This is a genomic window from Alteromonas ponticola, from assembly GCF_012911815.1.
Taxonomy (GTDB): Bacteria; Pseudomonadota; Gammaproteobacteria; order Enterobacterales; family Alteromonadaceae; genus Alteromonas; species Alteromonas ponticola.
Window position 1 is genome coordinate 334,685 of record NZ_JAATNW010000006.1, and the last position, 25,834, is coordinate 360,518.

General features: G+C 42.9%; 23 protein-coding genes. 11 read left to right on the forward strand and 12 right to left on the reverse strand.

Going from position 1 to position 25,834, the window contains the following annotated elements:
• Positions 1-81 precede the first annotated feature (81 nt).
• Genes rpsF through rplI form a run of 3 tightly spaced genes read left to right on the forward strand, consistent with a single transcriptional unit; the run spans position 82 to position 1,202 of the window.
• Positions 82-489 (forward strand): 30S ribosomal protein S6, encoded by a 408-nt coding sequence (gene rpsF / locus HCJ96_RS12725; RefSeq protein ID WP_169211437.1) that lies wholly within the window; start codon positions 82-84, stop codon positions 487-489.
• Positions 490-500: 11 nt separating this feature from the next.
• Positions 501-728 (forward strand): 30S ribosomal protein S18, encoded by a 228-nt coding sequence (rpsR, locus tag HCJ96_RS12730; RefSeq protein ID WP_073316739.1) that lies wholly within the window; start codon positions 501-503, stop codon positions 726-728.
• 21 nt (positions 729-749) lie between these two features.
• On the forward strand, positions 750-1,202 hold the full coding sequence (rplI, locus tag HCJ96_RS12735) for a 50S ribosomal protein L9 (protein ID WP_169211438.1): 453 nt from the start codon (positions 750-752) through the stop codon (positions 1,200-1,202).
• A 42-nt stretch (positions 1,203-1,244) separates the two neighbouring features.
• Here the strand turns inward: rplI and HCJ96_RS12740 are convergent, their stop codons facing one another.
• Both HCJ96_RS12740 and HCJ96_RS12745 read right to left on the reverse strand, forming a co-directional pair.
• Positions 1,245-2,303 carry a sensor domain-containing diguanylate cyclase gene (locus HCJ96_RS12740; protein ID WP_169211439.1) on the reverse strand — a complete coding sequence of 353 codons (1,059 nt, stop codon included), beginning with the start codon at positions 2,301-2,303 and terminating at the stop codon, positions 1,245-1,247.
• A gap of 332 nt (positions 2,304-2,635) precedes the next feature.
• Positions 2,636-3,277, reverse strand: a complete 642-nt coding sequence (locus HCJ96_RS12745) for an MOSC domain-containing protein (protein ID WP_169211440.1) — start codon at positions 3,275-3,277, stop codon at positions 2,636-2,638.
• Between the two features lie 119 nt (positions 3,278-3,396).
• Between HCJ96_RS12745 and HCJ96_RS12750 the strand changes: the two genes are divergently transcribed.
• The 3 genes from HCJ96_RS12750 to HCJ96_RS12760 are packed head-to-tail and all read left to right on the forward strand — an operon-like array spanning position 3,397 to position 5,468.
• Positions 3,397-3,972, forward strand: a complete 576-nt coding sequence (locus HCJ96_RS12750; RefSeq protein ID WP_211162813.1) for an RNA polymerase sigma factor — start codon at positions 3,397-3,399, stop codon at positions 3,970-3,972.
• On the forward strand, positions 3,965-4,462 hold the full coding sequence (locus HCJ96_RS12755) for a hypothetical protein (protein WP_169211441.1): 498 nt from the start codon (positions 3,965-3,967) through the stop codon (positions 4,460-4,462). The genes HCJ96_RS12750 and HCJ96_RS12755 overlap by 8 nt, the downstream gene beginning before the upstream one ends.
• Before the next feature lie 16 nt (positions 4,463-4,478).
• Positions 4,479-5,468, forward strand: coding sequence for a DUF4097 family beta strand repeat-containing protein (locus HCJ96_RS12760; RefSeq protein ID WP_169211442.1), 990 nt, complete (start codon positions 4,479-4,481; stop codon positions 5,466-5,468).
• Positions 5,469-5,524: 56 nt separating this feature from the next.
• On the opposite strand, the gene HCJ96_RS12765 is transcribed toward HCJ96_RS12760, so the two are convergent.
• The 5 genes from HCJ96_RS12765 to HCJ96_RS12785 all read right to left on the reverse strand — a co-directional run bounded on the left by HCJ96_RS12765 (position 5,525) and on the right by HCJ96_RS12785 (position 14,468).
• Positions 5,525-7,291, reverse strand: coding sequence for a tetratricopeptide repeat protein (locus HCJ96_RS12765; RefSeq protein ID WP_169211443.1), 1,767 nt, complete (start codon positions 7,289-7,291; stop codon positions 5,525-5,527).
• A gap of 85 nt (positions 7,292-7,376) precedes the next feature.
• A complete protein-coding gene (locus tag HCJ96_RS12770) occupies positions 7,377-9,143 on the reverse strand; it encodes a tetratricopeptide repeat protein (protein WP_169211444.1) in 1,767 nt (588 codons plus the stop codon).
• The gene (locus HCJ96_RS12775; RefSeq protein WP_169211445.1) at positions 9,140-10,807 is read right to left on the reverse strand and encodes a hypothetical protein; all 1,668 of its coding nucleotides are present in this window, start codon (positions 10,805-10,807) and stop codon (positions 9,140-9,142) included. Before HCJ96_RS12775 ends, HCJ96_RS12770 begins: the two co-directional genes overlap by 4 nt.
• A gap of 210 nt (positions 10,808-11,017) precedes the next feature.
• Complete coding sequence (locus tag HCJ96_RS12780; protein ID WP_169211446.1) at positions 11,018-12,850, reverse strand: hypothetical protein; 1,833 nt, start codon at positions 12,848-12,850, stop codon at positions 11,018-11,020.
• Positions 12,789-14,468, reverse strand: coding sequence for a tetratricopeptide repeat protein (locus HCJ96_RS12785; RefSeq protein WP_169211447.1), 1,680 nt, complete (start codon positions 14,466-14,468; stop codon positions 12,789-12,791). The genes HCJ96_RS12780 and HCJ96_RS12785 overlap by 62 nt, the downstream gene beginning before the upstream one ends.
• A 358-nt stretch (positions 14,469-14,826) precedes the next feature.
• On the opposite strand from HCJ96_RS12785, the gene HCJ96_RS12790 reads away from it, so the two are divergent.
• From HCJ96_RS12790 to HCJ96_RS12810, 5 genes are all read left to right on the forward strand, one after another.
• A complete protein-coding gene (locus HCJ96_RS12790) occupies positions 14,827-15,627 on the forward strand; it encodes an alpha/beta fold hydrolase (protein WP_169211448.1) in 801 nt (266 codons plus the stop codon).
• A 9-nt stretch (positions 15,628-15,636) separates the two neighbouring features.
• The gene (locus HCJ96_RS12795; RefSeq protein ID WP_169211449.1) at positions 15,637-17,604 is read left to right on the forward strand and encodes a PAS domain-containing hybrid sensor histidine kinase/response regulator; all 1,968 of its coding nucleotides are present in this window, start codon (positions 15,637-15,639) and stop codon (positions 17,602-17,604) included.
• 181 nt (positions 17,605-17,785) lie between these two features.
• On the forward strand, positions 17,786-19,177 hold the full coding sequence (dnaB, locus tag HCJ96_RS12800) for a replicative DNA helicase (protein ID WP_169211450.1): 1,392 nt from the start codon (positions 17,786-17,788) through the stop codon (positions 19,175-19,177).
• 177 nt (positions 19,178-19,354) lie between these two features.
• On the forward strand, positions 19,355-20,677 hold the full coding sequence (gene traF / locus HCJ96_RS12805; RefSeq protein ID WP_169211451.1) for a conjugal transfer protein TraF: 1,323 nt from the start codon (positions 19,355-19,357) through the stop codon (positions 20,675-20,677).
• Positions 20,678-20,692: 15 nt separating this feature from the next.
• Positions 20,693-22,519 (forward strand): hypothetical protein, encoded by a 1,827-nt coding sequence (locus HCJ96_RS12810; protein ID WP_169211452.1) that lies wholly within the window; start codon positions 20,693-20,695, stop codon positions 22,517-22,519.
• A gap of 77 nt (positions 22,520-22,596) precedes the next feature.
• Here the strand turns inward: HCJ96_RS12810 and HCJ96_RS12815 are convergent, their stop codons facing one another.
• The 5 genes from HCJ96_RS12815 to rsd all read right to left on the reverse strand — a co-directional run bounded on the left by HCJ96_RS12815 (position 22,597) and on the right by rsd (position 25,773).
• Positions 22,597-23,805 carry an OmpA family protein gene (locus HCJ96_RS12815; RefSeq protein ID WP_169211453.1) on the reverse strand — a complete coding sequence of 403 codons (1,209 nt, stop codon included), beginning with the start codon at positions 23,803-23,805 and terminating at the stop codon, positions 22,597-22,599.
• Positions 23,806-23,903: 98 nt separating this feature from the next.
• Complete coding sequence (locus tag HCJ96_RS12820) at positions 23,904-24,329, reverse strand: secondary thiamine-phosphate synthase enzyme YjbQ (RefSeq protein ID WP_425483744.1); 426 nt, start codon at positions 24,327-24,329, stop codon at positions 23,904-23,906.
• Entirely contained in the window at positions 24,329-24,793 is a 465-nt protein-coding gene (locus HCJ96_RS12825) for a chemotaxis protein CheX (RefSeq protein WP_169211455.1), read from the reverse strand. The genes HCJ96_RS12820 and HCJ96_RS12825 overlap by 1 nt, the downstream gene beginning before the upstream one ends.
• Positions 24,790-25,257, reverse strand: coding sequence for a transcriptional repressor (locus HCJ96_RS12830; RefSeq protein ID WP_169211456.1), 468 nt, complete (start codon positions 25,255-25,257; stop codon positions 24,790-24,792). The genes HCJ96_RS12825 and HCJ96_RS12830 overlap by 4 nt, the downstream gene beginning before the upstream one ends.
• Before the next feature lie 42 nt (positions 25,258-25,299).
• Positions 25,300-25,773: a sigma D regulator gene (gene rsd, locus HCJ96_RS12835; RefSeq protein ID WP_169211457.1), complete on the reverse strand. Its 474-nt coding sequence runs from the start codon at positions 25,771-25,773 to the stop codon at positions 25,300-25,302.
• Positions 25,774-25,834 lie beyond the last annotated feature (61 nt).

Consider the following 25,834-nt stretch of genomic DNA (forward strand, 5'->3'; position numbering starts at 1 on the left):
CCCTTACAGCTACAACAACTTCGTTCCTTGTCTCTATGCAGTTTGGCTGTGCTGTGGAGACTACAACCGTAAGGAGCAACAATGCGTCATTACGAAATCGTATTTATGGTTCACCCTGATCAGAGTGAACAAGTACCTGGTATGATCGAGCGTTATACCACTATCCTGAAGCAAGACGATGGACAAATTCATCGTTTAGAAGACTGGGGCCGCCGTCAACTGGCTTACCCAATCGAAAAACTTCATAAAGCACACTATGTACTTATCAATGCAGAAGCGACTACTGAAGCGGTTGCTGAGCTTGAGAATGCATTCCGCTTTAACGATATTATCCTGCGTAACATGGTAATGCGTACCAAGTCTGCGATCACTGAGCCTTCTCCTATGATGAAAGAAGAGCGTCGTGAGCGTCGTGAAGATTCTGCTCCTCGTACAGAGCGCACTGAGCGTTCAGAGAAGCAAACTGAAACTACTGAAGACAACGCGTAAGGAGAACTATCATGGCTCGTTTTTTCAGACGTCGTAAGTTCTGCCGTTTTTCTGCAGAAGGTGTGACGGAAATTGATTATAAAGATATCGCTACGTTGAAAAACTACATCACCGAAAGCGGTAAAATCGTACCTAGCCGTATCACTGGCACCAGTGCAAAGTATCAGCGTCAGCTTTCGAGCGCAATCAAGCGTGCTCGTTTCCTAGCGCTTCTTCCTTACACTGATTCACACAAGTAATTGGCGAAAGAGGACTAGCAAATGGAAATCATTCTACTAGACAAAATCGCCAACCTTGGCGGACTGGGTGACCAGGTAAACGTTAAATCTGGTTTTGCTCGTAACTTCCTTTTCCCTCAGGGTAAAGCAGTTCCAGCAACTAAAGACAACGTTGAGAAATTTGAAGCTCGCCGCGCTGAACTTGAAGCAAAAATTGCTGACGAGTTAAAGGGTGCTGAAGGCCGTGCTGAAAAATTAAATGAATTGGGCGAAGTTACCATCGCTGCACCAGCCGGTGACGAAGGCAAACTGTTCGGTTCTGTTGGTACACGTGATATCGCTGAAGCAATTACTGCTGCTGGCGTTGAAGTATCTAAGTCTGAAGTTAAGCTTCCTACTGGTACATTGCGTGAAACTGGCGAACATGAAATTGATATTCAGCTTCATTCTGATGTCATGACAACGATTAAAGTTATCATCATCGCTGAAGCATAAGTTTAGCAATTTCGATAAAAACCGCTCTTTTGAGCGGTTTTTTTAATTCGGTTTTACTGGATTGGGCTTCGTGCCTATTTGGTTTGCAAACCTATGCTCGCTTGTCTCTACGGCTCTTTCTCTTTTTTTTGATCGCTTTTGCGCATACATACGCTGATCTGCTTTTTCAACCAACTCCGCGATATTATCACCATCTTCAGGAAAAGTAGCCCCGCCTATACTGGCATCTAAAGGCAAAACATTTCCTTCAAAATCAAGGTCATCTAAAAAGTGTTCACGTAGGTTTTTGCGCAGTAAGTTTAGCTCCTTATGCCCCGCTAAGCTGTTCAAAATAATCCCGAATTCATCACCACCCAAACGCGCAATAGTATCTACCTCCGGTAACGCCAATTTTAATCTTGCTGTGAATTCGATGATTAATTTATCACCGGCTCGATGACCGAACGTGTCATTAACATATTTCAAGTTATCCATATCTATAATAAGAATGCTAAACGGTGTCCGGCTATCCTGATTGACACTGATTAACGCCCGTAATTGCTCCATAAATACAGAGCGGTTGGCTAAACCGGTCATTTCATCTCTTCTTGCCAATCGCAACAGCTTGTCAGCTGATAGTTGCTCGCAAAAATAAACTGTCGCAGCAATTTGCTCTGACAACAGGTTCAGCAGCACAAGATCAGTTCGTTTGAAAGCCGACACCTGCTTTGACATCACTTTCAATACGCCCACTGTTTGAGTCTCGTGGGTAAGGGGGACCATCAGCATTGAGCCGATACCGAGGGCTAAAGACGCTTTTTTATCCACTAAAGGGTGGTCGCTGGTATCATCGCAAAATTGCGCCTTACCTGTGGTGGCACAATGTCCGGAAAGGCTTGAATTAACATCCAGATGTAAACCAAGATGTGACGCAGCAATCCCGGAAGCTGCGCGATAGACCATCAGATTGCCTTCTTTTAGTTCAATAGCAGCGCCGTCGGTATCAAGTAGGTTGAGGACTCGTTTAACGACAAGATTCAATACAGAGCTTACATCCATCCCAATTTTGCTGATATCACGCTGGATCGCGATTACTTCAAACAGTTGAATTTGAGTGGGCATGACTCCCCCGGTGAATACGACAAAAAATGCCCATAATTTATAACGCGACCGATTTGCGACATTCAATATGGTGTGCGCGAATCAGACTTCTATTTTTACCCATCTAAACGAGAAAAACCTTTTCTAAGATGCAGGCTTAAGTAAACATTTAAGCTTTTACTTTCACAACCAAATGATTGCAGCGCTACATTCAGGCACGACTAGTTAATACGATAATCAGCGCGCTGCGATCAGTCGTTGCACACTGCCATGGTTATCAAAACTAGCGACAGTGCGCTCGGTTCGCTCAACTAGATTATTTCAACGTATCGCCGAAACGGTAAAGCTGTAAGCTATTGGGATTGTCGCGAGGCATGCGCAAGGCGAAGCAATTTTTCGCGCCACTCAGGATCCAATCCATCGTGGTCCGCCAGCGAAGACGCCATTGCTTTATCTTTGGTGACGAACAGACAGGCAATCATCTCTTTGATGGTAGTGGCATTATCTACTCGCGATAACAGGGAAACCGAAGAGTGTTGGTGGATTTTCCCTTCCTGTTCTACCCGATAATACCAGCCTGTAATTTGCTGCTGACTGACAAAACGATCGAGATTGGCGATGCCATACCGATGTGAAATCTTGTTACACGGACTACGCGGAGCATTGACCTGCAGAATTACTTCACCAAACAGATAGCGATCACCAATGCACACATTGCCATCGTGCATACCTTCGACCAGTAAATTTTCACCTATACTGCCGGGGGGAAAGTGACCCTCAGGGTAATGCGCTTTCAACACCTCATAGTTTTCCATAGCGTATTGGTGTAACACCTTTTCAGGCCCGCCATGCAGTTTTTTATTTCCTTGTTCGTCCTCTAAGGTGCCATGCTTGTGAACAGTTAACATGGGTACCGCTGACTTAATGATGCTGCTTGGCGCTTTACGGGGACCAAAAGGCTGTGGTTTACCTGCGTATAGTCCAAGTATCTTCATGTTAGCTTCCTGATTACTCTTGATTTTTTTGTTCATAGTAAAAAATCTTTTTTCCCATTTAAACCATCATCAAGTAGGCTACGACTAACTACTCAACAATCCAATAATTAATTAGCGAAATGATTGATGCTCAGGCGAGTGTAGTGGATGCCAGCGAAACTTTCTCTCAGGCAAAAGAAAAAGCGCTGATCCAGGCTGCACAAAAAGGAGATAAACATGCATACCACACGTTGTACGAATTGCATGTTAAACGTGTATATGCGCTGTGCTACAGGCTGACAGGGGATCGAGCATTGGCTGAAGACGCCACCCAGGAAGTGTTTATTCAGCTGTGGCGAAAGTTAACTAACTTTGATGGCCAGAGTCGTTTTACCACCTGGTTACACAGTGTTACCGCCAATGTGACTGTGTCATATATGCGCAAGCAAAGAGGCTGGTTTCAGCGGATGTTTAATATTGAAGATTCTGCTGCAGAGTACGAGCAGGCAGAATCGTCCAGTGCCGAGGTGGATTTGGAATCATACATTGTACAGTTGCCTGAACGGGCACGAATGGTTTTTGTACTGCATGCGATAGAAGGTTATCGACATGAAGAGATTGCCGACATGCTAAATATGGCAGTGGGCACCAGTAAGGCGCAATTTCATCGTGCAAAGCAACTGATGAAAGAGTGGATGGGGTATGGTGATGAGTAAATTTGAACATGACTTGCAGCAGCAGCTTGATTCGCTGTCGCAAGAAAAACAACCGCAACGAGACTTGTGGAAAGGCATTGAGTTAAGTCTTGAGGCCGATCGTAAGGAAGTAACTGAATCCGGTTTTCATGGCAAACACGTTGCCCTGGCAGCCAGTGTCGCATTGGTAGCGATGGTGAGTTGGTTTACGCTAAAACCTTTCTCGCCCGACTCTCAAGATACTCTTAATGGGCAAACACTGGTCCAGGCATTGAGCAACCAACATGAACAACAAATGGACGCATTGCTGGTGAAGTTCGAAGGCCAGCCTGCGGTGACCCAGAATTGGAAACAGCAGCTGCAAGAATTAGACAGCGCGGCAAATGCAATTAAGGCCGCGTTGGAAGAAGATCCTGACAATACAGCATTACTTAAAATGCTTCAGAACGTCTATCAGCAACAAATGATGTTAGTTGAGCGAGTGCACGCGCCCAAATGGCAGCAAATTTAAGGTAAAGGTGAATAAAATGAGTTTCATTAAGAATTGTCAAACAAACACAAGCGTGCAATTAAAGTGGACGCTGGGTATAGGACTGTTTTTATTAAGTTGGGGGGTCAGTGCTGGACAAAAAGTTGACCAGTCCCTGGAAGCCAGCGACCAGCCATTTGTAGAAATTGAGCATATGAATGGCAAAGCGGTCATCAAAGGATGGAACAAAAATGAAGTCAGGGTAACGGGTGAATTGGGTGATCACACAGAAGACTTTGAATTCACCGGAAATAATAATGAGATTACGATTGAAGTGGAAGTAAAGCGCCATCGCAACGGATGGAAATGGAATAACGATATCGACGGCGATGATCTGACAATCTATGTACCTTTTGGCAGCAAAATAAGTTACACCTCGATTAATGCGTCAGTCAAAGTGTATGAAATTTCAGGTAAAACTAATGTTGAGGTAGTGAACGGTAATGTCGACCTATATGAATTAACCGGCAAAGTGGACGTTGAATCGGTTAATGGAGATATAGACATGAAAGGCGTCGATGCGCTGTTAAGATTGGAATCGGTTAACGGTGATGTTACCGGCGACCACATTGGGGAACAAGAAGCCCGATTTGAATCAGTAAATGGTGAAATAGAGGTAACGTCAAAAAGTCCAGACATAACCGTAGATACCGTCAACGGCGATATGAAATTGAAACTGGCTGATATCAAACAAGCCAGGCTAAATACGGTAAATGGCCGTATCGAGGCTTCAATGAATTTGCTCGACAGTGGCGATGTAAATGCCTCAACCGTAGGTGGCAGAGTTGAGCTTACTTTTCAGAAGAATGTTTCTGCACGATTTGACGTAGAAGCACACGCAGGTGGCAGTATTGACAACAACATCAGTTCAGACCGCATGATGAAAGCCAAGTACGGCCCCCGTCGCTGGCTGGAGTTTTCCCATAACGGTGGTTCTGCAAACGTGGATATTTCTACGGTAAGTGGTCGGGTTGTGTTGAATAATTAACTTAGCTTCAATGTCCACTTGAACATAAAAAAACAGGTGCTGCTGCACCTGTTTTTTTATGCCTTTATTTCGCCTAAAAAAAGTCTGGTTTTAAGGTTGTCACTGCAAGCATCTATCGTTCTTTTCACTTTACTTTTATTCAACCTCTGTACCGGTGACGTTCTGAAGACAAAGTCGCTTGCTATTAAGGTTCCTTGTATTTTAGTTATTCTGTCATGCACTTTGTCAGTGTCATCACCTTCTAGTATTAACGCGAGCACAGTACCACTGAAGCGACCGATACTTTCAGTTGGTTTAAGCTGGTATCGAATTTGTTTTGCAAACGATGAGAGTAGATTTTCAAATAGACTTAGATCGTTACGTAATTTTAATTCAATAAGTAGAACGTAACTGTTGCTATACATTGCAGGTACGCCTTTCGCTCGCTGGTAAAAAGCCAACATATTGTAGGCGCCGGTAGTTGTATCTACCTGCTGAGAAATATAGGTGTCTTGGTTGCGACGGTAAACATTGAGGTAAATCAGCCAGATAATAATACTGGTCACCAGCAATATTATACCTGCAATAAGAGTCGTCCGACTTTCACCGATAAGAAATTCAGAGGAACTAATTTGATTAGTTATTCGTTTTTTACTCAATTTAGATGTCAGATCACTTATGGTTTCCCAGGGAATGGACTGGTGAGTGTCAGCGATCAAATTAATCGCTTTTTTATAAAGGCTGACCGATTTTTCATGGTCACCTTCAGATTCTGCAATGCGGGCTTCAGATAAAATAAAGTCATAATTTAAATAATTGCTTAGCTTGCCTAGACTCTGTTCCTCGCGCGAAAATCTTAAGTACTTTTTAGCCTCAGCAATTTCGTTTTTTTTGATTTTTATGCGTGCAAGAAGCAAGTAATCGTAAGCGTAGCCTTCCATACCTGCGTAGTGATTATCCTGTTGAACTTTAATGGCTTCGCGTACAAACTCCTCCGCTAAATCAAATTGTCTCATCTCTAATGCGACTTCCGAGGAGTATAGATAGCTTTTACTTATGCCCCATATATCATTGTCTTGTTTAGCTAGTTGAACACTTTTTAATAAAAGCTGCAGAGCTTCATTATACCGACCTAATGCGCTGAGTGGCCAAACCATACAATGCGCAACGGTATGAATATCATGATAATTTTTGGGTAGGGAATCTTCATACATTTTACAGTAAGTAATGGATCTTTCATGTTGTTTCAGTTGATTAAAAGCAGATGCCAAATCGTTGTAAACACTTTGCAGCGGATAGTCGAAGGATATTTCTGCATATTCATAGAGAGGGGCATTATCAACTATTTCAAGCAATCTAATTAATGCCGAAACCGCAAAACCATTCCCTAATTCTAGATCGACGATGATACCCATTGCATAAAGGTAAATCCTTTCCCAACCATTACTTTCCGCTTGTCTTGCGTAGTATTCAAGTTGTCTAACTTTTTCAGCAATTGTATTTTCATTGTAGATAATTTGACGAACTCTATATTCAAGTTCGATTTCAGGATAATTACTTTTAAGCGAAATTAAGTCAGTCTCATCTAATTCAACAGCGTCTTCTGCACGATGAGAAACCGTTGTTATTGAGTTAATGAAATATCTGCCAAGCGGAGTACTGCTATCAAAGATGGAGGAGTTTTGAAGTGCTTCGAAACTTTCATAATAGCTTAATCTAAGAATTCTTGAGCGTTCTTGTTCATACTTCAGCTGTTCAGACGCACTAACGCTCATAGTCGAAAAACATAAAATCACTGCGCAAAAAATAAATTTAAGCTGTGAAAAAAGTGTAGAAGTACTCATGTAAACTTTTACCCTTGCTAATTTATTTTCTTGGTCGTCAATGGTAAAAATGACTTCTAACTAATCACGTTAACGCTTTGCAGTCTCATGCTTTCAACTTATCTGCAAAAGACTCATTTCTAAGGCATTGCCAGCATGCATCTACTGCATTTTTAGTCTTCTTTCTATTTAATCTTTGCATCGGTGACATTCTGAAGACAAAGTCGCTTGCTATTAAAGTTCCTTGTATTTTAGTTATTCTGTCATGCACTTTGTCAGTGTCATCACCTTCTAGTATTAACGCGAGCAAAGTACCACTGAAGCGACCGATACTTTCAGTTGGTTTAAGCTGGTATCGAATTTGTTTTGCAAACGATGAGAACAGATTTTCAAATAGACTTAGATCGTTATGTAATTTTAATTCAATAAGTAGAACGTAACTGTTGCTATATATTGCAGGTACGACTTTCGCTCGCTGGTAAAAAGCCGACATATTGTAGGCGCCGGTATTTGTATCTACCTGCTGAGAAATATAGGTGTCTTGGTTGCGACGGTAAACATTGAGGTAAATCAGCCAGATAATAATACCGGTCACTAGCAATATTATACCTGCAATAAAAGTAATTCGGCTTTTATCGCTTAGGAATTCAGAGTAAATAGTTTGATTAGCTATTCTTTTTTCATTTAATTTAGATGTCAGATCACTTATGGTTTCCCAGCGAAATGATTGTTGAGTGTCAGCGATCAAATCTATTAACTTTTTATAAATGACTACCGATTTTTCATAGTCATCTTCAGATTCTGCAATGCGTGCCTCCGCTAACATAAAATCATTGTTAATCACGTTGCTTATTGAAGGTACTTTGATTGCTTGATGTGATAATTCAAGATACTTTTTAGCTTGAGCTATTTCATTTGTTTTGGTTTTTATGCGTGCAAGTGTTAAATATCCATAAGCATAACCACCTGTATTTGCGTAGTTATGCTCCTGCAGCAAATTTAATGAATTATGTACCAATTCTTCTGCTAAATCGTACTGTTCCATCCTTCGTGCGATTTCTGCGGAGTATAAGTAATTTGTTATCAACCCGAGGGCATCGTTCTCTTGTTTAATTTGGTGAATATTTTTAGACAAAAGTTGCAGGGCTTCACTGTATCGACCTAATGCGGCGAGCGGCCAGACCTGGCAATTGTCCACTTGAGGAAAATAGGTGTCGGTTTTTGGCAGTGAATCTTTAAACATTTGACAGTAAGTAATGGCTCGATCATTCTGACCTAATTGGTAAAATGCAATCGAAAGATCGTTGTAAACACTTTGCAGGGGGTAGTCCATAGTTTGTTCTACATGCTCATAGATTGGGGCGCTATCAACTATTTTAAGCATTCGAATTAATGCCGAAAGAACCATTCCCTGTCCAAGCTCTATATCAACGATGCTGCCTATTGCGTAATGATAAATCCTCTTCCAACCCGCATTTTTCGCTTTATGCGCATACATTTCAAGTTTTTTAATCTGTTTTGAAATCACTGTTTCCTTGTCGTTAACTATGTGAATTCTATATTCAAGTTCGATTTCAGGATATTCACGCTTAAGCGAAATTAGATCAGCTGCGCTTAATTCTGTAGCATCTTGTGCGCGATGAGTAAGACTTGTAATTGAATAAATAAAAGACCTGCCTAGCGGCGTACTGCTATCAAAGACAGTGGAATTTTGAAGTGCTTCATAAATTTCATGATGTTTTAATCTAAGAATTTTTGAACGTTCTTGTTCATACTTAATTTGTTCTGATGCATCAACACGCAAAGATGAAAAGTATAAGACTACTATACAAAAAATAAATTTAAGCAGTGAAAAATGCGGATAAGCCGTCACGAAAATTGATTCCCTTCGCTTTGCTGCAATTGTTCTTCCATGTTTTCAGCGCATTTTATAATCAGTTGATTAAGGTTCATTTGGTCACAATATTTAGCTACCACAACTGCTGTTTTTGTTTCACCGATAAGACCTTTAATCGCCAGGGCCATTATTTTATCTAAACGTTCCTGAGCATCTATTTGCGATTTTTTTCCAAACCAAAATAAAAAAGTATTTCCTTCATAACGCCCTACTATATCGCCTTTGCCAAGCATAGGCTGTATAAGCTTTGACCATTCAGCTAAGGGGTTGGTAATATTTTCATCGATTATAAAATTGGAAATATTTAGTAGTGCTATCGTGCCTGTCTTCTCGCTTTGCGCTCTCTGTGCAACTAATTTTGATATATACCCATGATTATATACACCGGTCAAATGGTCGATTTTTAAATACTTGTCTGCTATGACCCTATTTTTTGCAGCATTGTAATAAAGCAAAATGCTGAAAAGGGTGGTTATAACAGCCGTCATCAGAATTATTTTGAGAATAGTTAGGCGAGACTCTTCCTGCTTTGCTTTTATTCGCAAATACTCGATTTCCTGATTGTCTAATTCTGACGATATACTCTCAATTTTTTTCCAAGGTAAAGAAGGGATAGTTTCATATTTAACATCATATAGTCTTTCATAAAGCTGAAATGCAGATTCAAAATTTCCATTCGCCTCTGCAATCTCTCCCTGAATTCGTAGTAATCTTTGCATATGGTGTTTACTATTTTCCAACAACCCTATGTTTTGCTCTGCGACGCCTGCGTATTTTTCCGCTTCTTCTATGTGGCCCACCTTTAAATGTATCTGCGCAAGTAATAGGCTAACGTCAAAAATATCGTCTGACTGTGGGTTGGGCTTCTCGTTAAGTAGGGCATGCGCCTTTTCACCCAAATTCTTCGCCTCTTTCAATCGCTCTGATTCAAGAAGAGCTTCTGCGTGTAGCAGTGAGGCAGTGAAAGCATAAGGAGCGTAAACTGAATCTGTAGGCAGGGTCTCTAGCGAGGCAAATGCTACGTCATGTTGGCCTAATCGAATCTGCGCCCTAATCTCACACAGTGCTCCCTGTAGTTCACCCTCACCAGTGTCAGTCAGGGATGCTGCAAAGCGCTGGCAGTAATCGAGTGATTTCTCATATTCGCCGAGATAGTAGAGTGTTGCCGCCATATCTCTGAGCATAAGAGACTTTGGATATTCAAAGTAGGTGTCGTTGAGCCCTATGTCAGGCGCAAAATCAATTTCTTCGTACAAGCGAAAGAGGGCGTGACCGTAATTCCCCGTTTTCATTTCCAACTCAACCAGTAACGCAGAAAACCAGCGTACCAGACGTGGCCAACCTTGCGATTCCGCACGTGTGAGCATGGTTTCAAGCGCGGCAATCTTATCTGTTTCAGCGGCGTGGGATAAATACGTGGTTAACCCCTTATGTTCTGTGTACAACTCTGGAAAATCAATTTCTAATTGAGCGATATCGTGAGTAGAAAGGGGGGCACTTAATGCATTGTTAACCACGGAGTGAACGGAAAAGCGAAAATACCGTCCCAATGACGTAGTGGAATCAAATGGGTCTAATTCAGCTAGGGTTATTTCCCCGGATTTACCAGCAGCTTCCAGAATTTGTTGACGCTTTTCCACATGCGTCTGTAGATCGGCAGCAAAAACAGAAAAAGAAAAGAAAAGCAAAATCAGGACAACGAAGCAGCGCATTATTAGTATAGTTATGGGCCAGACATGAAATATAGCGTGGCCCTAGGGGGATTGAAAGTGCAAATGCCGCAAAATTGAGTTTTCCTTCACATTTCTCACTAAGAGTGTCTTTGCACAACTTAGTTACATCGTCATTTTTTAATTATGTAACTCAAAACTCATTGCTGATATTTTATCGTAGCAAAATGATAACCGTTTCCTTATCGATTCATTATTCCTCAAAGAACCCAGTGTATATCGATACTTCATACCGCGGTCCTGTCTAAGAGGTGTAAGCGTACTCAAAAGTCTTTTGATCTTTATTTCTGCATCTGGAAAAGACATTTCCTCGAAAAATATCAATATCGAATTACTAGAAAACTGGCCTATCACATCTTCATTGCTTATCTGATATCGCAATTCTTTTGCTATTTTCATGAAATTCTCTGAAAACTCTTCGATATTGTATGTATCAAATTGAAGCAAAAGAATGGGCGATGTGGATTGTTTTTTTCTTATTCTTTTTCTTATATTCATTAGCGCGGAATCTAGAGAGGGCAAAATTGAATTTAGATCATAGATTTCTAGCTCTTCAAAACTGTTATTTGATTTTTTAAAGATTATCGTTTTTATTATAAGCAATATTAGCAATGCAAGAATGCCTATCATGAGAATTAGCGTTATTTTTATACTGTTTTTTTGGTGAGAATTTTTATGATTAAGATTTTTAATTTGTAGGCTGTTAAATTTTTCAGTTAAATCCTTTAGTGTGTCAATCGGAATCGCGTGATTAGTTTTTTTTGTGTTTTCAATTGCTAGTTTCAGATGATCTACTGCCGACTGATATTCACCTTCAAGCTTTGCCATGTCAGAAAAAACCAACAGAAAAGAATCGCTCCATGCCAAATTATTGTGGCGGCCACGAGATTCAGCGATTGAACGCTCTATAAAATTCTTAGCCATATCGGACTTCTTCAATCTTATATTGATTTGAGCTAATTTTAGATAATGATAAAAATTACCATCTACGCCATCGTAATTATTTTCATTTTCAATTCTCATAGACTCGATAAGGTAACTTTCAGCCAAACTTAGTTGGTCAAGTGCTATAGCGAGATTTGCTGCGTACTGGAGGCCTGTACTCAGCCAGATTTCTTCACCGTCAACGCGGGCTCTTTCAATACTTTGGGATATTAGTTGAAATGCCTCTTTCTGCTTGTTTTGCATCTCTAATGCATCAGCTTTGCACCTTAGTACTAAATGATAAAATTGAGATGTTTTTGGAAGGAAGTCTCCAGCCATCTCACAATAGGAAATAGCTTTTTTACTCTCGCCTATAATAATAAAAGCAAAAGCCAAATCTAAATAAACACTTTGCAATGGGTAATCAAATGCCATTTCTGCTGCTTCGTATAATGGCGCCTCATCTACAATAGAAAGTAATCTTATTAGCGCAGAAGGTGCTTTACGGTCTTCAAATTCAAACCTCACAATCTGGCCTATTGCGTATAGATATAACCGTTTCCAACCTTCATTCACAGCAGTCTCACTTAAGCTTTGTAGCTGATTAATTTTCTTTTCAGCACTGATATTGGATGTACTTACGGAGAGTATTTCGTACTCAAGAGCGAACTTGGGAAACTTTTTTTGTAGAATTTTAAAGTCTTCATCGGTGAAAGGAACCGTTGACTCAGATTTGTGTGAAACGCTCGTAATGATGTTAAAAAAGTGCTTTCCAAGTGCAGTATTGAGATCGAACACATCTGTTCTCGTCAATTCATCATAAACATCGTAATAATTGAGCCTAAGAATTCTAGAACGCTCTTCTTCGTAGTTGTCTACTACTCCAGCATTTACGTAAAAGCAAAAGAAAAAAAATATAATTATTAAAAGGTGGAGTGCGTTATTCATCAAAAATATAGAACTAACTTTAGTTAATGGCTCTTCTAGCAAATTTATCATCGAATCGAATTTTTTCGATTTTTTCTTCACATAACCTAAAGGCCTCATTCACAGAGAGCTCATCTTTACACTGAGAAGCTACAAAGTTTTTTCTTTCTAAGCTAAGTGAGGTTGTTGCTCGTTTTTGTACTTTCGCATATTCTTTTAGCAGTATGTTAACTTTATTGAAAGCTTCCTCTTTATTTGTATCATTAAAGAAAATCACGATTGCGTAAATGTCATATCGACCTATCACATCCAGTTTCGAGATCTTTTCTTTCAGATACTCTGAAATTAAAATCTTCTCATTAAGACTGATAGCGTGAGGGCTGATACACGAGTCGTCTAAAAACACTACGGCGTTTGTTTTTTTATTTTTTAATTTACTACTAATGTTTAGCTTGAAGAATTCGAATTTTTGTAGTTGAGTGAAGTGACAATTATTTTTTAATTTTAACTTCTTGCTTTTTCTTATCTTTAGACTCATATAATAAGTCATAAAAAACAAAGATATTAATAGCAGCATTACTAGTGCGGTAACTAAATAATTCGCTATTTCTTGATTTAATTCGGCCTTCCTTCGAAGATATTCGATTTCTCGAAAATCCAGCTTTGAAGAAATTTCTTCAATTTTTTTCCAAGGAAAAGAGGGAATAGTTGAGTTTTCAATATTATATAGTCTTTCATAGATCTGCAATGCAGAGTCAAAATCACCTTGCGCCTCTGCAATCTCGCCCTTTGTTCGTAGTAAACCTCGAACATGGTGTTTGCCGTTTTCCAACAACCCCATGCTTTGCTCTGCGACGACTGCGTACTTCGCCGCTTCTTCTCTGTGGCCCAGCTTTAAATGTATCTGCGCAAGTAATAGGCTAACGTCAAAAATATCGTCTGACTGTGGGTTGGGCTTCTCGTTAAGTAGGGCATGTGCCTTTTCACCCAAATTCTTCGCCTCTTTCAATCGCTCTGATTCAAGAAGGGCTTCTGCGTGTAGCAGTGAGGCAGTGAAAGCATAAGGAGCGTAAATTGAATCTGTAGGCAGGGTCTCTAGCGAGGCTAATGCTACGTCATGTTGGCCTAATCGAATCTGCGCCCTAATCTCACACAGTGTTCCCTGTAGTTCACCCTCACCAGTGTCAGTCAGGGATGCTGCAAAGCGCTGACAGTAATCGAGTGATTTCTCATATTCGCCCAGATAGTAGAGTGTTGCCGCCATATCTCTGAGCATAAGAGACTTCGGATATTCAAAGTGGGTGTCGTTGAGCTCAACTTCGGGCGCAAAATCAATTTCTTCATACAAGCGAAAGAGGGCGTGACCGTAATTACCCGTTTCCATTTCCAACTCAACCAGTAACGCAGAAAACCAGCGTACCAGACGTGGCCAACCTTGCGATTCCGCGTGTGTCAGCAAAGTTTCAAGCGCGGCAATCTTTTCTGTTTCAGCGGCGTGGGATAAATACGTGGTTAACCCCTTAAGTTCTGCGTACAACTCTGGAAAATCACTTTCTAATTGAGCGATATCGTGAGTAGAGAGGGGGGCACTTAACGTATTGTTAACCACGGAGTGAACGGAAAAGCGAAAATACCGTCCTAATAACGTAGTGGAATCAAATGGGTCTAACTCGGTATGGGTCAACTCTCCAGCGTGAGAAATCTTTTCCAATGTTTGCAAACGCATATCCACATATGCCTGATGACCAGTAGCGAAAACACAAGAAGAAATGAAAAGCAGAATCAGGACAACGAAGCAGCGCATTATTAGTATAGTTATTGGCCAGACATGAAATATAGCGTGGCTTGATGGTGATTGAAAGTGTAATTGTGGTTTAGTCTTACTAGAGCGTGACAGTGTGAAAATGCAGGTCCCCATCTTATTACTATCTTATTTGCTAGAATGCTGTAGTGTTGTATCACCGAAAAAAACAAATTAAAGGTTCAAAGTAATAGCTTAGGGCGATTTATCGCTATTATCGTCTCCTCCCTTGAACTTTAAAATCTTCAGTGGTTCTTTGTTAGCAACAGGACATCGTATGAGTATCCAAAGTCGTAACAATGTTAATGTAGTGGGTAGCGGAAAAGAGACCATTGTTTTCGCACACGGTTTTGGCTGTGATCAGAACATGTGGCAATACCTCGTGCCGTCTTATAAAGATAATTTCAGAGTAATATTATTTGATTTAGTGGGAACTGGTAAATCTGATTTGTCACAATATGATTTTGACAAATATGACAGCTTACACGGCTATGCAGACGATTTGATCGAAATTATCGATGAATATGCTGAAGGGCCGGTCATTTTCGTCGGTCACTCTGTAAGTGCCACGATCGGGATGTTAGCCGCGGTAAAATCTCCTGAAAAATTCCGATGTCAAATCATGGTCGGTCCCTCCCCTTCCTACATAAACGAAGGCGATTATATCGGGGGATTCAGTAGAACCGACATCGAAGAATTGTGCGATATGATTGACAGCAATTACTTAGGGTGGGCAAGTAATATGGCGCCTGCGATCATGGGCGCACCAGAGCAGCCTGAGTTAGGCGAAGAGCTAAAAAACAGTTTCTGCCGTACCGATCCCGCTATCGCTAAACATTTTGCCAGGGTTACCTTTCTTTCCGATCATCGTGATGCGGTGGCCAAATGTGCTACTCCCTCACTAATATTGCAATGCAGCGATGACTTCATCGCCCCGCGTTCGGTTGGAGAATACATGCAAAAAACCATGCCTGATGCAGATATGGTAATTATCGAGAACGTCGGACATTGTCCCCACTTGAGCGCACCACATGCCAGTATTGACGCCATCGATAGTTTTCTATATCAGCGCCTGTAAATAAAACATATGTCTCAGCTGCCGGATTTTACGTTCTGTTATGATCACGCTGCCTGTGGTTTGGTTATTACCGACATCGACGGCACTATTAGGCGCGCTAATGCTACGTTCGCGAAATGGTTGGGCTTTCAGCAATCAGAACTGGTCGATGCAAAAAAAATACAAGAATTGTTTACCGTAGGGGGGCGTTTTTTTCATCACACGCACTGGGCCCCACTGTTACAAATGCAAGGCTCGGTGTCTGAAGTACAAATTGATTTAAGGTCGCGGGACGATAAGATTATTCCCATGCTTGTCAATGCCTCCCGAATCTCTCACGACGGTACCATTATCGATCAAATGGCGTTTTTTATAGTGGACGACCGTAAGAAATTTGAACAGGAGCTAGTGGCGGCTCGGAAAAAGCTCGAAGCTTCGTTTGATTCACTCAGAGAGACGCAAAACCAACTGCAGCGCAACCAAAACATGCTCAATCTGGCTATGCATAGTGCCAAAATGGCAGGTTGGTCTTTTAATGTAGAATCTGAAAGAGTGGAATGGAACAACGAGCTGCAATCGCTGCTCGGATTTGATGAAGACAGTGGCTGGCTGAGTAAAGAGAGTTTTTATAATTTACTCCATCCGGAAGATAAAGACAGCTTTAGGCAGCAATTACGTCACGCAATTAAAAGTCAGACAAATTATACGCTTGAATGCCGTTTGAAAAACAGCCAGGAACACTGGGTAGAGATGGAAATTAGTGGGTATGCGGTTATTACCCAGCACGGCGAAACCCAGTCAATATATGGGATTTGCATGGATGTATCTGAACGCAAAGCCCGACTCAGGGAACTTGCTGCGTTGAATACAAAACTATCGTCCAGTGACCATAGAAAAAATGAGTTTCTGGCAACCTTAAGTCATGAACTACGTAATCCTTTGGCACCCATCCGGAATGTTCTGGAAATAATGCGCATCAAAGAAAATGACGCGACGGTATGGAAAAAGTCACGGATACTCATTGATCGGCACGTATCCCATATGAGCCGTCTAATCGAAGATTTGATGGACATATCCCGTATCTCTCATAACCGAATAAATTTACGCAAACAAGCAATTGATATTCTGCCTGCATTGCATTGTGCAGTAGATGAAACAAAGCCGTTAATAGATGCGCAGAGTCATCAGCTTTCCATAAATGAAGCTAAGGCCCCAATTTACGTCAACGCTGATAGCACACGCATTGTTCAGATATTTTCAAATTTGTTGACCAATGCTGCGAAATATACGCCTGCAGGTGGGACTATTGATATCACCGTAAGCCAAAATAGGGAGCAGGTGACAGTTTCCGTAGAAGATTCTGGGATAGGAATACCAGCAGAAGAACTGGAGAACATTTTTACCATGTTCTCTCAATTGTCGCCCGCCCTGGAGCGTGCCCAGGGTGGACTGGGTATTGGATTAGCGCTTGTGCATCATTTGGTAACGTTGCATGAGGGAGAAATAGAAGTCAGCAGCGAAGGTCATAACAAAGGGTGCAAGTTTACGGTTAAATTGCCTGTTATAAGGCGTGTTGGTGCGCTCGATGCAAATTCCCTTCAAGATGAGAAATCTAAGGCAATCAAACTACCTCAACGTCGTATTTTGGTCATCGAGGACAACCAGGATACCGCGCAAAGTTTAGCTGAGCTACTGGAATACGCTGGACACATAACCTGTACCGCTTTTGATGGGACGTCCGGAATAATGCAAGCGAAGGAGTTTAAGCCAGAGGTTATTCTTTCTGATATTGGCCTTCCCGATATCTCAGGTTATGAGGTAGCAGAAACGGTGCGAAAACAGTTAGCCCATGCCAATATTTATCTGATAGCTATAACCGGGTGGGGGCAGAAGAAAGATAAGCAGTTAGCAAAGGCTTCAGGGTTTAATCGACATATAACCAAACCCGTGGATTTTGCAGAACTAAAACAAATCTTGGCCGAACTCCCAGATGATTAACAAAGCGGCTGGCGTTCTCATATAAAAGATTGCCCGGGGGCAACGTCGATATCAGATATTGGCTCACTATGATTGAAAATAATTAACTTATGAGTCTCCCTTTCAGTGCAATCAAAATTGTGAGACTTTAGAAAATAACGCATAATAGCCAACCTCAAGTTACCGGTAAAAAGTAAAGATTGTGAAAGTTGTTCCTTCGTCAGGCACTGACAAAAATATTGAAAAGTTGAAAGTTCCACCTCACAGCATTGAGGCAGAACAGTCTGTGCTTGGCAGTATGCTTATTGATCCTGAAAGCTGGGACAAGGTGGCCGAGCTGGTTACCGAAAATGACTTCTATAATCGATCACACCAAATCATCTTTAAGGCGATTTTGCGCTTGTTAGCTCAAAATATGCCGGTTGACTTAATCACAGTTTCAGAAGAGTTGGAAAATCACGATCAGTTAGATGATGCTGGCGGGTTTGCCTACCTCGGTGAGCTGGCAAAGAACACGCCAAGTTCCGCAAACGTGACAGCTTATGCGCGGATTATTTCTGAGCGTGCGGTTACTCGCGAACTGATTGGTGTCGCCCACGAAATCGCGGAAATCGGGTACAACCCAGAAGGGCGAGAAAGCGCTGATATACTTGATTTTGCCGAGAGTAAAGTATTTGAAATTGCCGAGAAGCGCACTGGCGAGAATGAAGGTCCGCGTAATGTGGAGGCGGTACTGGGTAAAACTATCGATCGTCTTGAAGCGTTAATTAAAACCAATAAGGAAGTGACGGGGGTCACCACCGGCTTCACCGATTTAGATAAAAAGACCAGTGGTTTGCAACCTTCCGATTTAATCATTGTCGCCGCTCGACCTTCCATGGGTAAAACCACATTTGCCATGAATTTATGCGAAAACGCTATGATGGCAGAAGAAAAGCCGGTGTTGGTGTTTAGTCTTGAAATGCCATCAGAGCAGATAATGATGCGTATGCTGGCGTCATTAAGTCGCGTTGACCAGACTAAAATTCGTACCGCGCAACTGGACGACGAAGACTGGGCGCGTATTTCCAATACCATGGCTATGTTAAAAGATAAGGACAACCTGTTTGTCGATGATTCCTCTGGCCTCACTCCCATGGATGTGCGCAGCCGCGCCAGAAAATTAGCCAGAGAGCGGGGTGGTATCAGTTTAATCATGGTCGATTACCTGCAACTTATGCGTGTGCCTTCATTGAGCGATAACAGAACGTTGGAAATTGCTGAAATTTCTCGATCGCTAAAAGCGCTGGCAAAGGAATTGGAAGTGCCAGTAGTCGCGCTTTCACAGTTAAACCGTAGTTTGGAGCAACGTGCTGATAAACGTCCGGTTAATTCAGATTTACGTGAATCGGGCTCAATCGAGCAGGATGCAGATTTAATTATGTTCATTTACCGTGATGAGGTTTATCACGAAAACAGTGAAGAAAAAGGTGTGGCCGAAATCATTATTGGTAAACAGCGTAACGGTCCAATCGGTACCTCAAGACTGACCTTTCAAGGCCAATTTTCACGGTTCGACAACTATGCTGGGCCTACTTACACCGACGATTATTAAAAAACTTTCTCTTCAGGTTTGGCTGCCTGAGCCGATAAATTCAATTCAATCATTTGGTTTTCATAATCAGTAGGGGAAGGGAAGTTGATCCCGGTCTCACTCGTTTGCCCACGGGGCATCGCGTGCGAGAGGTTTAAAAAGGAAGAAATTTTTCACTTTTAACACGGGTAATTGGCTATGCGCATCCCAACTAAATTAGCTTTATTCACTGCTACTTTATTTTCCACCTATATTTCGGCCGATCAGCCTATTTATCATCCAATTGGCCCTTCACTTACTCAGGGTAAGATCAGTAGTCAATATGACCTAACGTCCGTGATGAACAATCCTGCGGCCTCCCCATTAGTGTTCGATAAGAACCAGGACGAGAATTGGCGCGTGGGTGCAATTGGTCCATTTGGTTTAGGCTATGAAGTGGGCCAGGTTGATGATCTGGTTGATGAGCTTGATGAACTTATCGACATTCTGGATCAGGACAATCTGAATATTGATGATGCACTGGATGCTGTCGACCGTTTTGAGCCTTTTCTAGACAATGCAGAACTAAATGGCTATGTAAAAACCTCAACAGCTTTTCCTATTCCGCTTTTTCCCTTGGTATATAACCACCCGGATCTGGGCACATTTACTTTCGAAATTTCATCTCATGGGCAATTGAAGGGCAACGTGCTTGCCGATGATATTGATATTATTGTTCTCGATGGCGGCTATGAACTGAACACCAATGCATCTATGTACGTGAAAAGTGCGGTGCAACTTAATGCCTCGCTTGGTTACGCCAACGCATTTTGGAAACGCGATTACGGCCAGTTGATCGGCGGCGTCAGCGCAAAATTAATTACTATGGAGCTGTCGAAAAGCGTGTTGTCTTTCAGCGCTTTGGATAGCAGCGACGATTTGGCTGATGTAATCGAAGATGAATACGATAAGGGCGCAGACAGAACCTCTGAATTTGCATTTGACCTGGGCTTATTATGGGTTGCAGATACCTACTCTTTAGGTATCTCAGTGACAGACGTTAATGAACCCGAATTCAAGTATGGCGATCTTACCAGTAATTGTTCGCAAGAAACGAATGTGGCGATTGATAACTGCTTTGCAGCCCAGCAATTTATTGGGGCCGGGCGCATTAAGGGCCAGGAGGTACATGTTGCGAATCGCCAGGTCACTCTGGAAGGTACGTTGCTGTTCGGCGATGATAATCAAATCGGGTTACACGCTTCTGTTGATCTCAATGATAAGAATGACCCCGTAGGCGACCTGTATCAATGGTCAACGCTGGCAATGACCTATAACTTTGACAGTTGGTGGCTGCCCCAGTTCAGAGCTGGATACAGCTTAAATAGCGCTGGTAGCGAACTTGGCTACTACAATGTTGGCCTTACCCTATTTAATAATCTATATATGGACGTGCGCTGGGCAGATGAACACACGGAAGTGGATGGCAGTTCTATTCCACGCTCAGCGTTAGTTAATCTTGGCTTTCAAACCCGATTCTAGAGATGGAGTAAACGTATGATATTTAATGACAAACAGTTCTCCATCGTTGCACTTGCGGTTGTCGCAGGGCTGACCGGATGTGGTGGTTCAGATAGCCAGGATAGTTCTCCTGCGCAGGAGCCTTTTCAATTAGCCGGACGAGGCGTTGACGGCTATATTGCTAATGCAATCGTTTGGATAGACGTTAAAGCCAATAACAGAGTGGATAGTTTTGAGCCTTTTGCATTTACTGATGCGCAGGGATTTTACAGTTACAACCCCAACACCGGCGTCGATTATTGTGCTCAGCAATCACAGTCGCTACAGAAATTTTGCCTGGAATCGGGGGCAGATCTTGAAACCGCGCGCATTAAATTGACAGGGGGTGTTGATTTAAACACTGGCGAAAAATATGACGGCACACTAACGCTGGACATTTCAACAGCAGAAGCAACGCGTCGCCTGGAAGAGTTGAAAGCGCTCGGTGCCAAGCCTGTTGATGACGATGGAACCTGGCAAACGCAGGCTGATGAGATTGCCTCGCTGGTAACGCCGTTAACAACGTTTGGTAGTTATCTGTCTGCTGACGTTGAACTGACCTCCGTGTTGACGTCAATGGGTATAGCCATACCCGGTGGTATTGATGACGCTGCGATACTTAAACACGACTATATCGCCAGGCTTGATCGTGCTGGCAGTTATAATGCGGGATTGTTTCGCACTGCTGTTGAGCTACAAAAACTGGTCGACAGTATTTCAACCTATATAAACGTAGCGGCAGAGCCACTGGGACTTGGTGAGGATGGTTTGCCAGAAAGCAGTGCTGATGCGGTGTGGCAGGGTGTGATTTCCTGGGTAGAGCAGAATCCTGGTATCAGTTTAGCTGAGGGGGTGGATAACATTGTACCGCAGGCCGTGGACAACTTCGTTGCCCAGGTTACTTCTGCAGGAGCGCCTGAATCATCGAGCGCACTAGCTAAAGTGAAGGGCGAAACGCTAGGGTCACAAATGAAAACCAGCGGAGCGACCACCATCGCGGTAAACAATGCATTTTTTGATGCAGCGTTAGCCAAACACGAATTAGTTGCAGCGGCCAAAGGCGCAGAAATTTTCTATGCGACGGTAAAACAACAGAGCAAGGGTGATGCTCGTCTTACATCAGTACGTAAGGTCGCTGATTATCTGATTAATGATCGCAGCTTGCTGGACGAGCTCAGTCGCAGACAAGCTAGTATTGATAATGGAACGTCTTTCACTACGTTAGATCTACTCACTATCAGTAAAAATTTACTTAAGTTGGCTGACGAAAATGACGCGATCGCCGCAGACGTCAATACGGTGATTGAAAATGCAGAGCTTGCCAATTTGACCAGCACGTCGGATGTGCCATTCTGGCCCGAAAAGCGTCTCGATTTTTCAGGTACTGTGGACGACGGTGATAATGCTGAATTAAAAATCTTCTTCCTTGATGATGATGGCAGCGGCGAAAACGGTGATCTTGTCATATGCTTGAGCTACCGCAGCGACGATCCTCAGGATGATATTGTGGGCCAGCGTCTGGACGGGAGCTGGTCATTGCTGGATGTAAATAATCCAAACAGCTTATCGCTGCTGGCAGAAGGCTATTCACTGCAAGTGAAAATTATGGGAGAAGTGCTGGGCGCAGACATTGATGAGGAAGTTGGCTCACCTCCACAACCGGATGCACTTTACGGAAAATACCGCTTTGATTTGGAAGAAGACAGCGAAATCTGGTACTCAGATGAAATATCTGAAAACCGTAATTACGGACTTCGCATGATTGACACTGTCCCCGCTGATGACCAGGCTTGCCGTGACATCCTTACGCTGGATGATAATTAAAACGAGTGAAATTGCATAGCACACGCTATAAAAAAAGGTCCGACAAAGTTCGGACCTTTTTATTGATTGTTACTATGTTACTTTGTTGCGCGGCGTTTTACTGTCTCGGTTACCCGGATATAAATGCGGCGGTTTTTCTTATGCGCTTCGGCAGTGTTTGATGTATCTAGCAGTTGTGTTTCACCAAAACCTTTTGACTGTAGACGGCTCTCATCAATGTCATAACGAGTGATCAGCATTTCTTTAAATGCATTCGCGCGCTTTTCAGAAAGCATCATATTATAGTCAGCCTCGCCCGGCGCAGATGCATGGCCTTCAATCGTCACTGAAGTTTTGCCATAGCGTTTAATAAACTTAACAAAATCCTTAATGTCCTGAGAGTCAGGATCCTGAATCACTGAACTGTTGTTAGCGAACAAGACGCGTAAGGTATGAGTCACTTCTTTTTCAGTGAAGATGGTACAGCCGTCCGCATCCACTTTATCGTTTGTTGGCGTATCAGCACACTGGTCTCTGTCATCCTTAACCCCATCATTGTCTGCATCACCGACTACTTTTAAGGGGCAGCCTGTTTCGTCTACGCGGGTATTGGGCGGTGTATTGGGGCATTGATCAAACTGATCAGTCACGCCGTCATTGTCAGAGTCCAACTCGCATCCACGCGAGTCAACCGGGGCGCCAGCAGGGGTGCCAGGACATTCATCGAGGTTGTCATTAACCCCATCGTTATCGGCATCGCCCACAACGGGAGCCGACGAACCCGATCCGAAAGTGAAGGCGAATCCTGCTTTAACACGAAAATCATTGGTGTTGTTGGAGAAATCGTGGAAAAGCCCCGCCTCCGTCACGAATCGCAGGTTATCGCTCATTCTCCAGTGTCGCCCAACACCCACATCACCCAGGGTAAAATGATCTTGAAGATGTTGCCGTCTTAGTCCGGCAAACAAAAATGTATCGCCGTTGGCTGGGAAGTAGAGTGCATCGGCGCCAAACATCTGGCCTGATTCGTCACCCTGGCCGGAAGACTCCCGGTAATCGAGATTCAGGCTGCTGTATTCAAACCGTCCGCCCCATTTGTTATCCATGCGAAATCCATATTCAACACCTTTCTCAATACCTCCATCATATACACCAGCGGGAGACGCTTTCTCAGTGTCTGAGTTGTATTTCGCCGCGTAAATGCCAAGCCAGCTGTCATAAGCGGGGCCGGGTGAAGTTTCTTGCGCATTAGCGCTAGCCGCTATAAATGCGATACAAAGCGTAGATAATTTTAATTTTGTGTGCATCTTTGGTTCCTTTTTTACTTATAAGCTATGCGAAGTAAGCACATACTATGCCATCAGGCTTAGCTTAATATGGGTAAATAGGAAATGAATGGGAGCACTTAATCGTTGCCGTGGAGCGTAGCCACAATATTTCGGGCTCCACCATGGTCTCTGTGCTCACCCAGAACAATTCCTTGCCACGTACCTAGTTGTAACGAGCCATCGACGACAGGAATAGATAACGCACAACCCAGAATACTCGACTTGATGTGTGCAGGCATGTCATCACTGCCTTCAAAGGTATGCTCGTAATACGGTTCATTCTCACGTACGTTACGCGAGAACCATTGCTCTAGATCTCGCCGTACAGAAGGATCGGCATTCTCATTTATGGTTAAACTAGCGCTGGTGTGCTGCAGAAAAAGATGTAATATCCCTATTTTCGTATCGTGTAGCTGGGGCAGGGCCGCGGTGATTTCATCCGTGATCAGATGAAACCCTCGCGGTTTGGGTGAAATCGATATGGTTTGCGAATACCACATGATTATTTATCGAAACAAATTTCCAGATGTGCATGACCTTCGTCACACATAAATGGCAGAATAATTTTGGGCCCGTCAACCTGGTGGCTGATGGAGTGTGATTTTCCTGAAACCACTATAGGGGTTGCCATGCCAAACTCGTAACCTTTCTCACCCAGTTCACGTTTGGCACTGCCGCAAATCATGTTAGTGATTTCGCCTACCATATCGCCCACTTCTGCGTCGATCTTGCCGGGTCTTTCACCGACCATGCGTTCCATGATAGTCAATGCCAGTTGTTCATCAAAGGTTATTGACATAGAGCCTTTCACTTCTGGGCCAACCATACCAATGAGCCCTGAAACATCGCCCTTGGCAACGTCACTTTGTTTACGTTGCGGTTTTCCTGGTGTGAGAGTAGTTTGCGCCATCGTTGACATAACGTTCAGTAAGCCTGAAATAAACGGATTAACAAAGTCAGCTTTCATGAACTAGTTTCCTCGCGGCTGTTTGATTCAGCATGTTGGCAATCTGCACACAAGCCGTGTGCCTCAATAGTTTGTTTCGATACCTTGAAACCACGACTATTCGCCTGGGTTTCCAGAGTTTCCTGCAATCCTTCGGACTGAATCTCTGCGACATCACCACAACTGTCGCAGATTAAAAATTGAACCGGATGCTGGCATCCAAAATGATGACATGCAACAAATGCGTTAGTGGACTCGAGGCGATGAATGAAGCCAAAGTCCAGTAGGAAATCCAGAGCGCGATAGACAGTGGCAGGTTTAGCACTGGACTCGGTCTCTTTCAAGTTGTCCAGCAACTCATACGCCCCCATCGGACCATGCTTTTCCAGCAGGATCTCATAGACCTTTTCGCGTAGAGGAGTGAAGCGCGCACTGCGTTTTTCACAGTAAGCTCTTGCTTTAGATAGTATCGTTGCGTGTGTCATCAGTTTAAAATCGAACCGATCCGTTTGTATCCAAATAAAACTTCATGCAGAAGTCAGTGTATTGTTATTCTTAATTTTACGATGCATATGTTGAATCAGCTTGTCTTCAAGCGCAAAGCGCGCTTCGAGAACATTTCCCAGCTCGGCTAATTCCCTGTCAAAATTCTTAGCCTGATCATACGAAAGCGCTTCTGCAAAATGATCATTAAAGCGTAACGCGCCATCGGTCGTTTGCGCAATTTCAGGGTAAACCACGCGCTTTAATTGCAGTCCCGATTCATCGTCGCTCACCAGCATCTCATAAACTTCAAAGTGGCCAGCAGATACGTAATCCATCAGTACGCTGCAGAATTCGCTTACATCGTTTGCGGTAGGTAGCAAAGATGCTTCAGTACGCTTTATTCCCGCCAGGTTGCAATATTTGATTAGCAAAGACTGACGTTCCAATAGCCATTTGTCTATCGTGTCAGAACGCCCACCCCAACTGGATCTTGCTTCTTCTAGCTTATTTAACATGCTAACCCCGCCGTTCACGCAATTGCATTCGTTATTCATCTGAGTATAACACCCAGTATGC

Bases quoted from the DNA above. Each gene is read 5' to 3' on its own strand.
- rpsF (WP_169211437.1), top strand. From the start codon at position 82: ATGCGTCATTACGAAATCGTATTTATGGTTCACCCTGATCAGAGTGAA.
- rpsR (WP_073316739.1), top strand. From the start codon at position 501: ATGGCTCGTTTTTTCAGACGTCGTAAGTTCTGCCGTTTTTCTGCAGAA.
- rplI (WP_169211438.1), top strand. From the start codon at position 750: ATGGAAATCATTCTACTAGACAAAATCGCCAACCTTGGCGGACTGGGT.
- HCJ96_RS12740 (WP_169211439.1), bottom strand. From the start codon at position 2,303: ATGCCCACTCAAATTCAACTGTTTGAAGTAATCGCGATCCAGCGTGAT.
- HCJ96_RS12745 (WP_169211440.1), bottom strand. From the start codon at position 3,277: ATGAAGATACTTGGACTATACGCAGGTAAACCACAGCCTTTTGGTCCC.
- HCJ96_RS12750 (WP_211162813.1), top strand. From the start codon at position 3,397: ATGATTGATGCTCAGGCGAGTGTAGTGGATGCCAGCGAAACTTTCTCT.
- HCJ96_RS12755 (WP_169211441.1), top strand. From the start codon at position 3,965: ATGAGTAAATTTGAACATGACTTGCAGCAGCAGCTTGATTCGCTGTCG.
- HCJ96_RS12760 (WP_169211442.1), top strand. From the start codon at position 4,479: ATGAGTTTCATTAAGAATTGTCAAACAAACACAAGCGTGCAATTAAAG.
- HCJ96_RS12765 (WP_169211443.1), bottom strand. From the start codon at position 7,291: ATGAGTACTTCTACACTTTTTTCACAGCTTAAATTTATTTTTTGCGCA.
- HCJ96_RS12790 (WP_169211448.1), top strand. From the start codon at position 14,827: ATGAGTATCCAAAGTCGTAACAATGTTAATGTAGTGGGTAGCGGAAAA.
- HCJ96_RS12795 (WP_169211449.1), top strand. From the start codon at position 15,637: ATGTCTCAGCTGCCGGATTTTACGTTCTGTTATGATCACGCTGCCTGT.
- traF (WP_169211451.1), top strand. From the start codon at position 19,355: ATGCGCATCCCAACTAAATTAGCTTTATTCACTGCTACTTTATTTTCC.
- HCJ96_RS12810 (WP_169211452.1), top strand. From the start codon at position 20,693: ATGATATTTAATGACAAACAGTTCTCCATCGTTGCACTTGCGGTTGTC.
- HCJ96_RS12815 (WP_169211453.1), bottom strand. From the start codon at position 23,805: ATGCACACAAAATTAAAATTATCTACGCTTTGTATCGCATTTATAGCG.
- HCJ96_RS12825 (WP_169211455.1), bottom strand. From the start codon at position 24,793: ATGAAAGCTGACTTTGTTAATCCGTTTATTTCAGGCTTACTGAACGTT.
- HCJ96_RS12830 (WP_169211456.1), bottom strand. From the start codon at position 25,257: ATGACACACGCAACGATACTATCTAAAGCAAGAGCTTACTGTGAAAAA.
- rsd (WP_169211457.1), bottom strand. From the start codon at position 25,773: ATGTTAAATAAGCTAGAAGAAGCAAGATCCAGTTGGGGTGGGCGTTCT.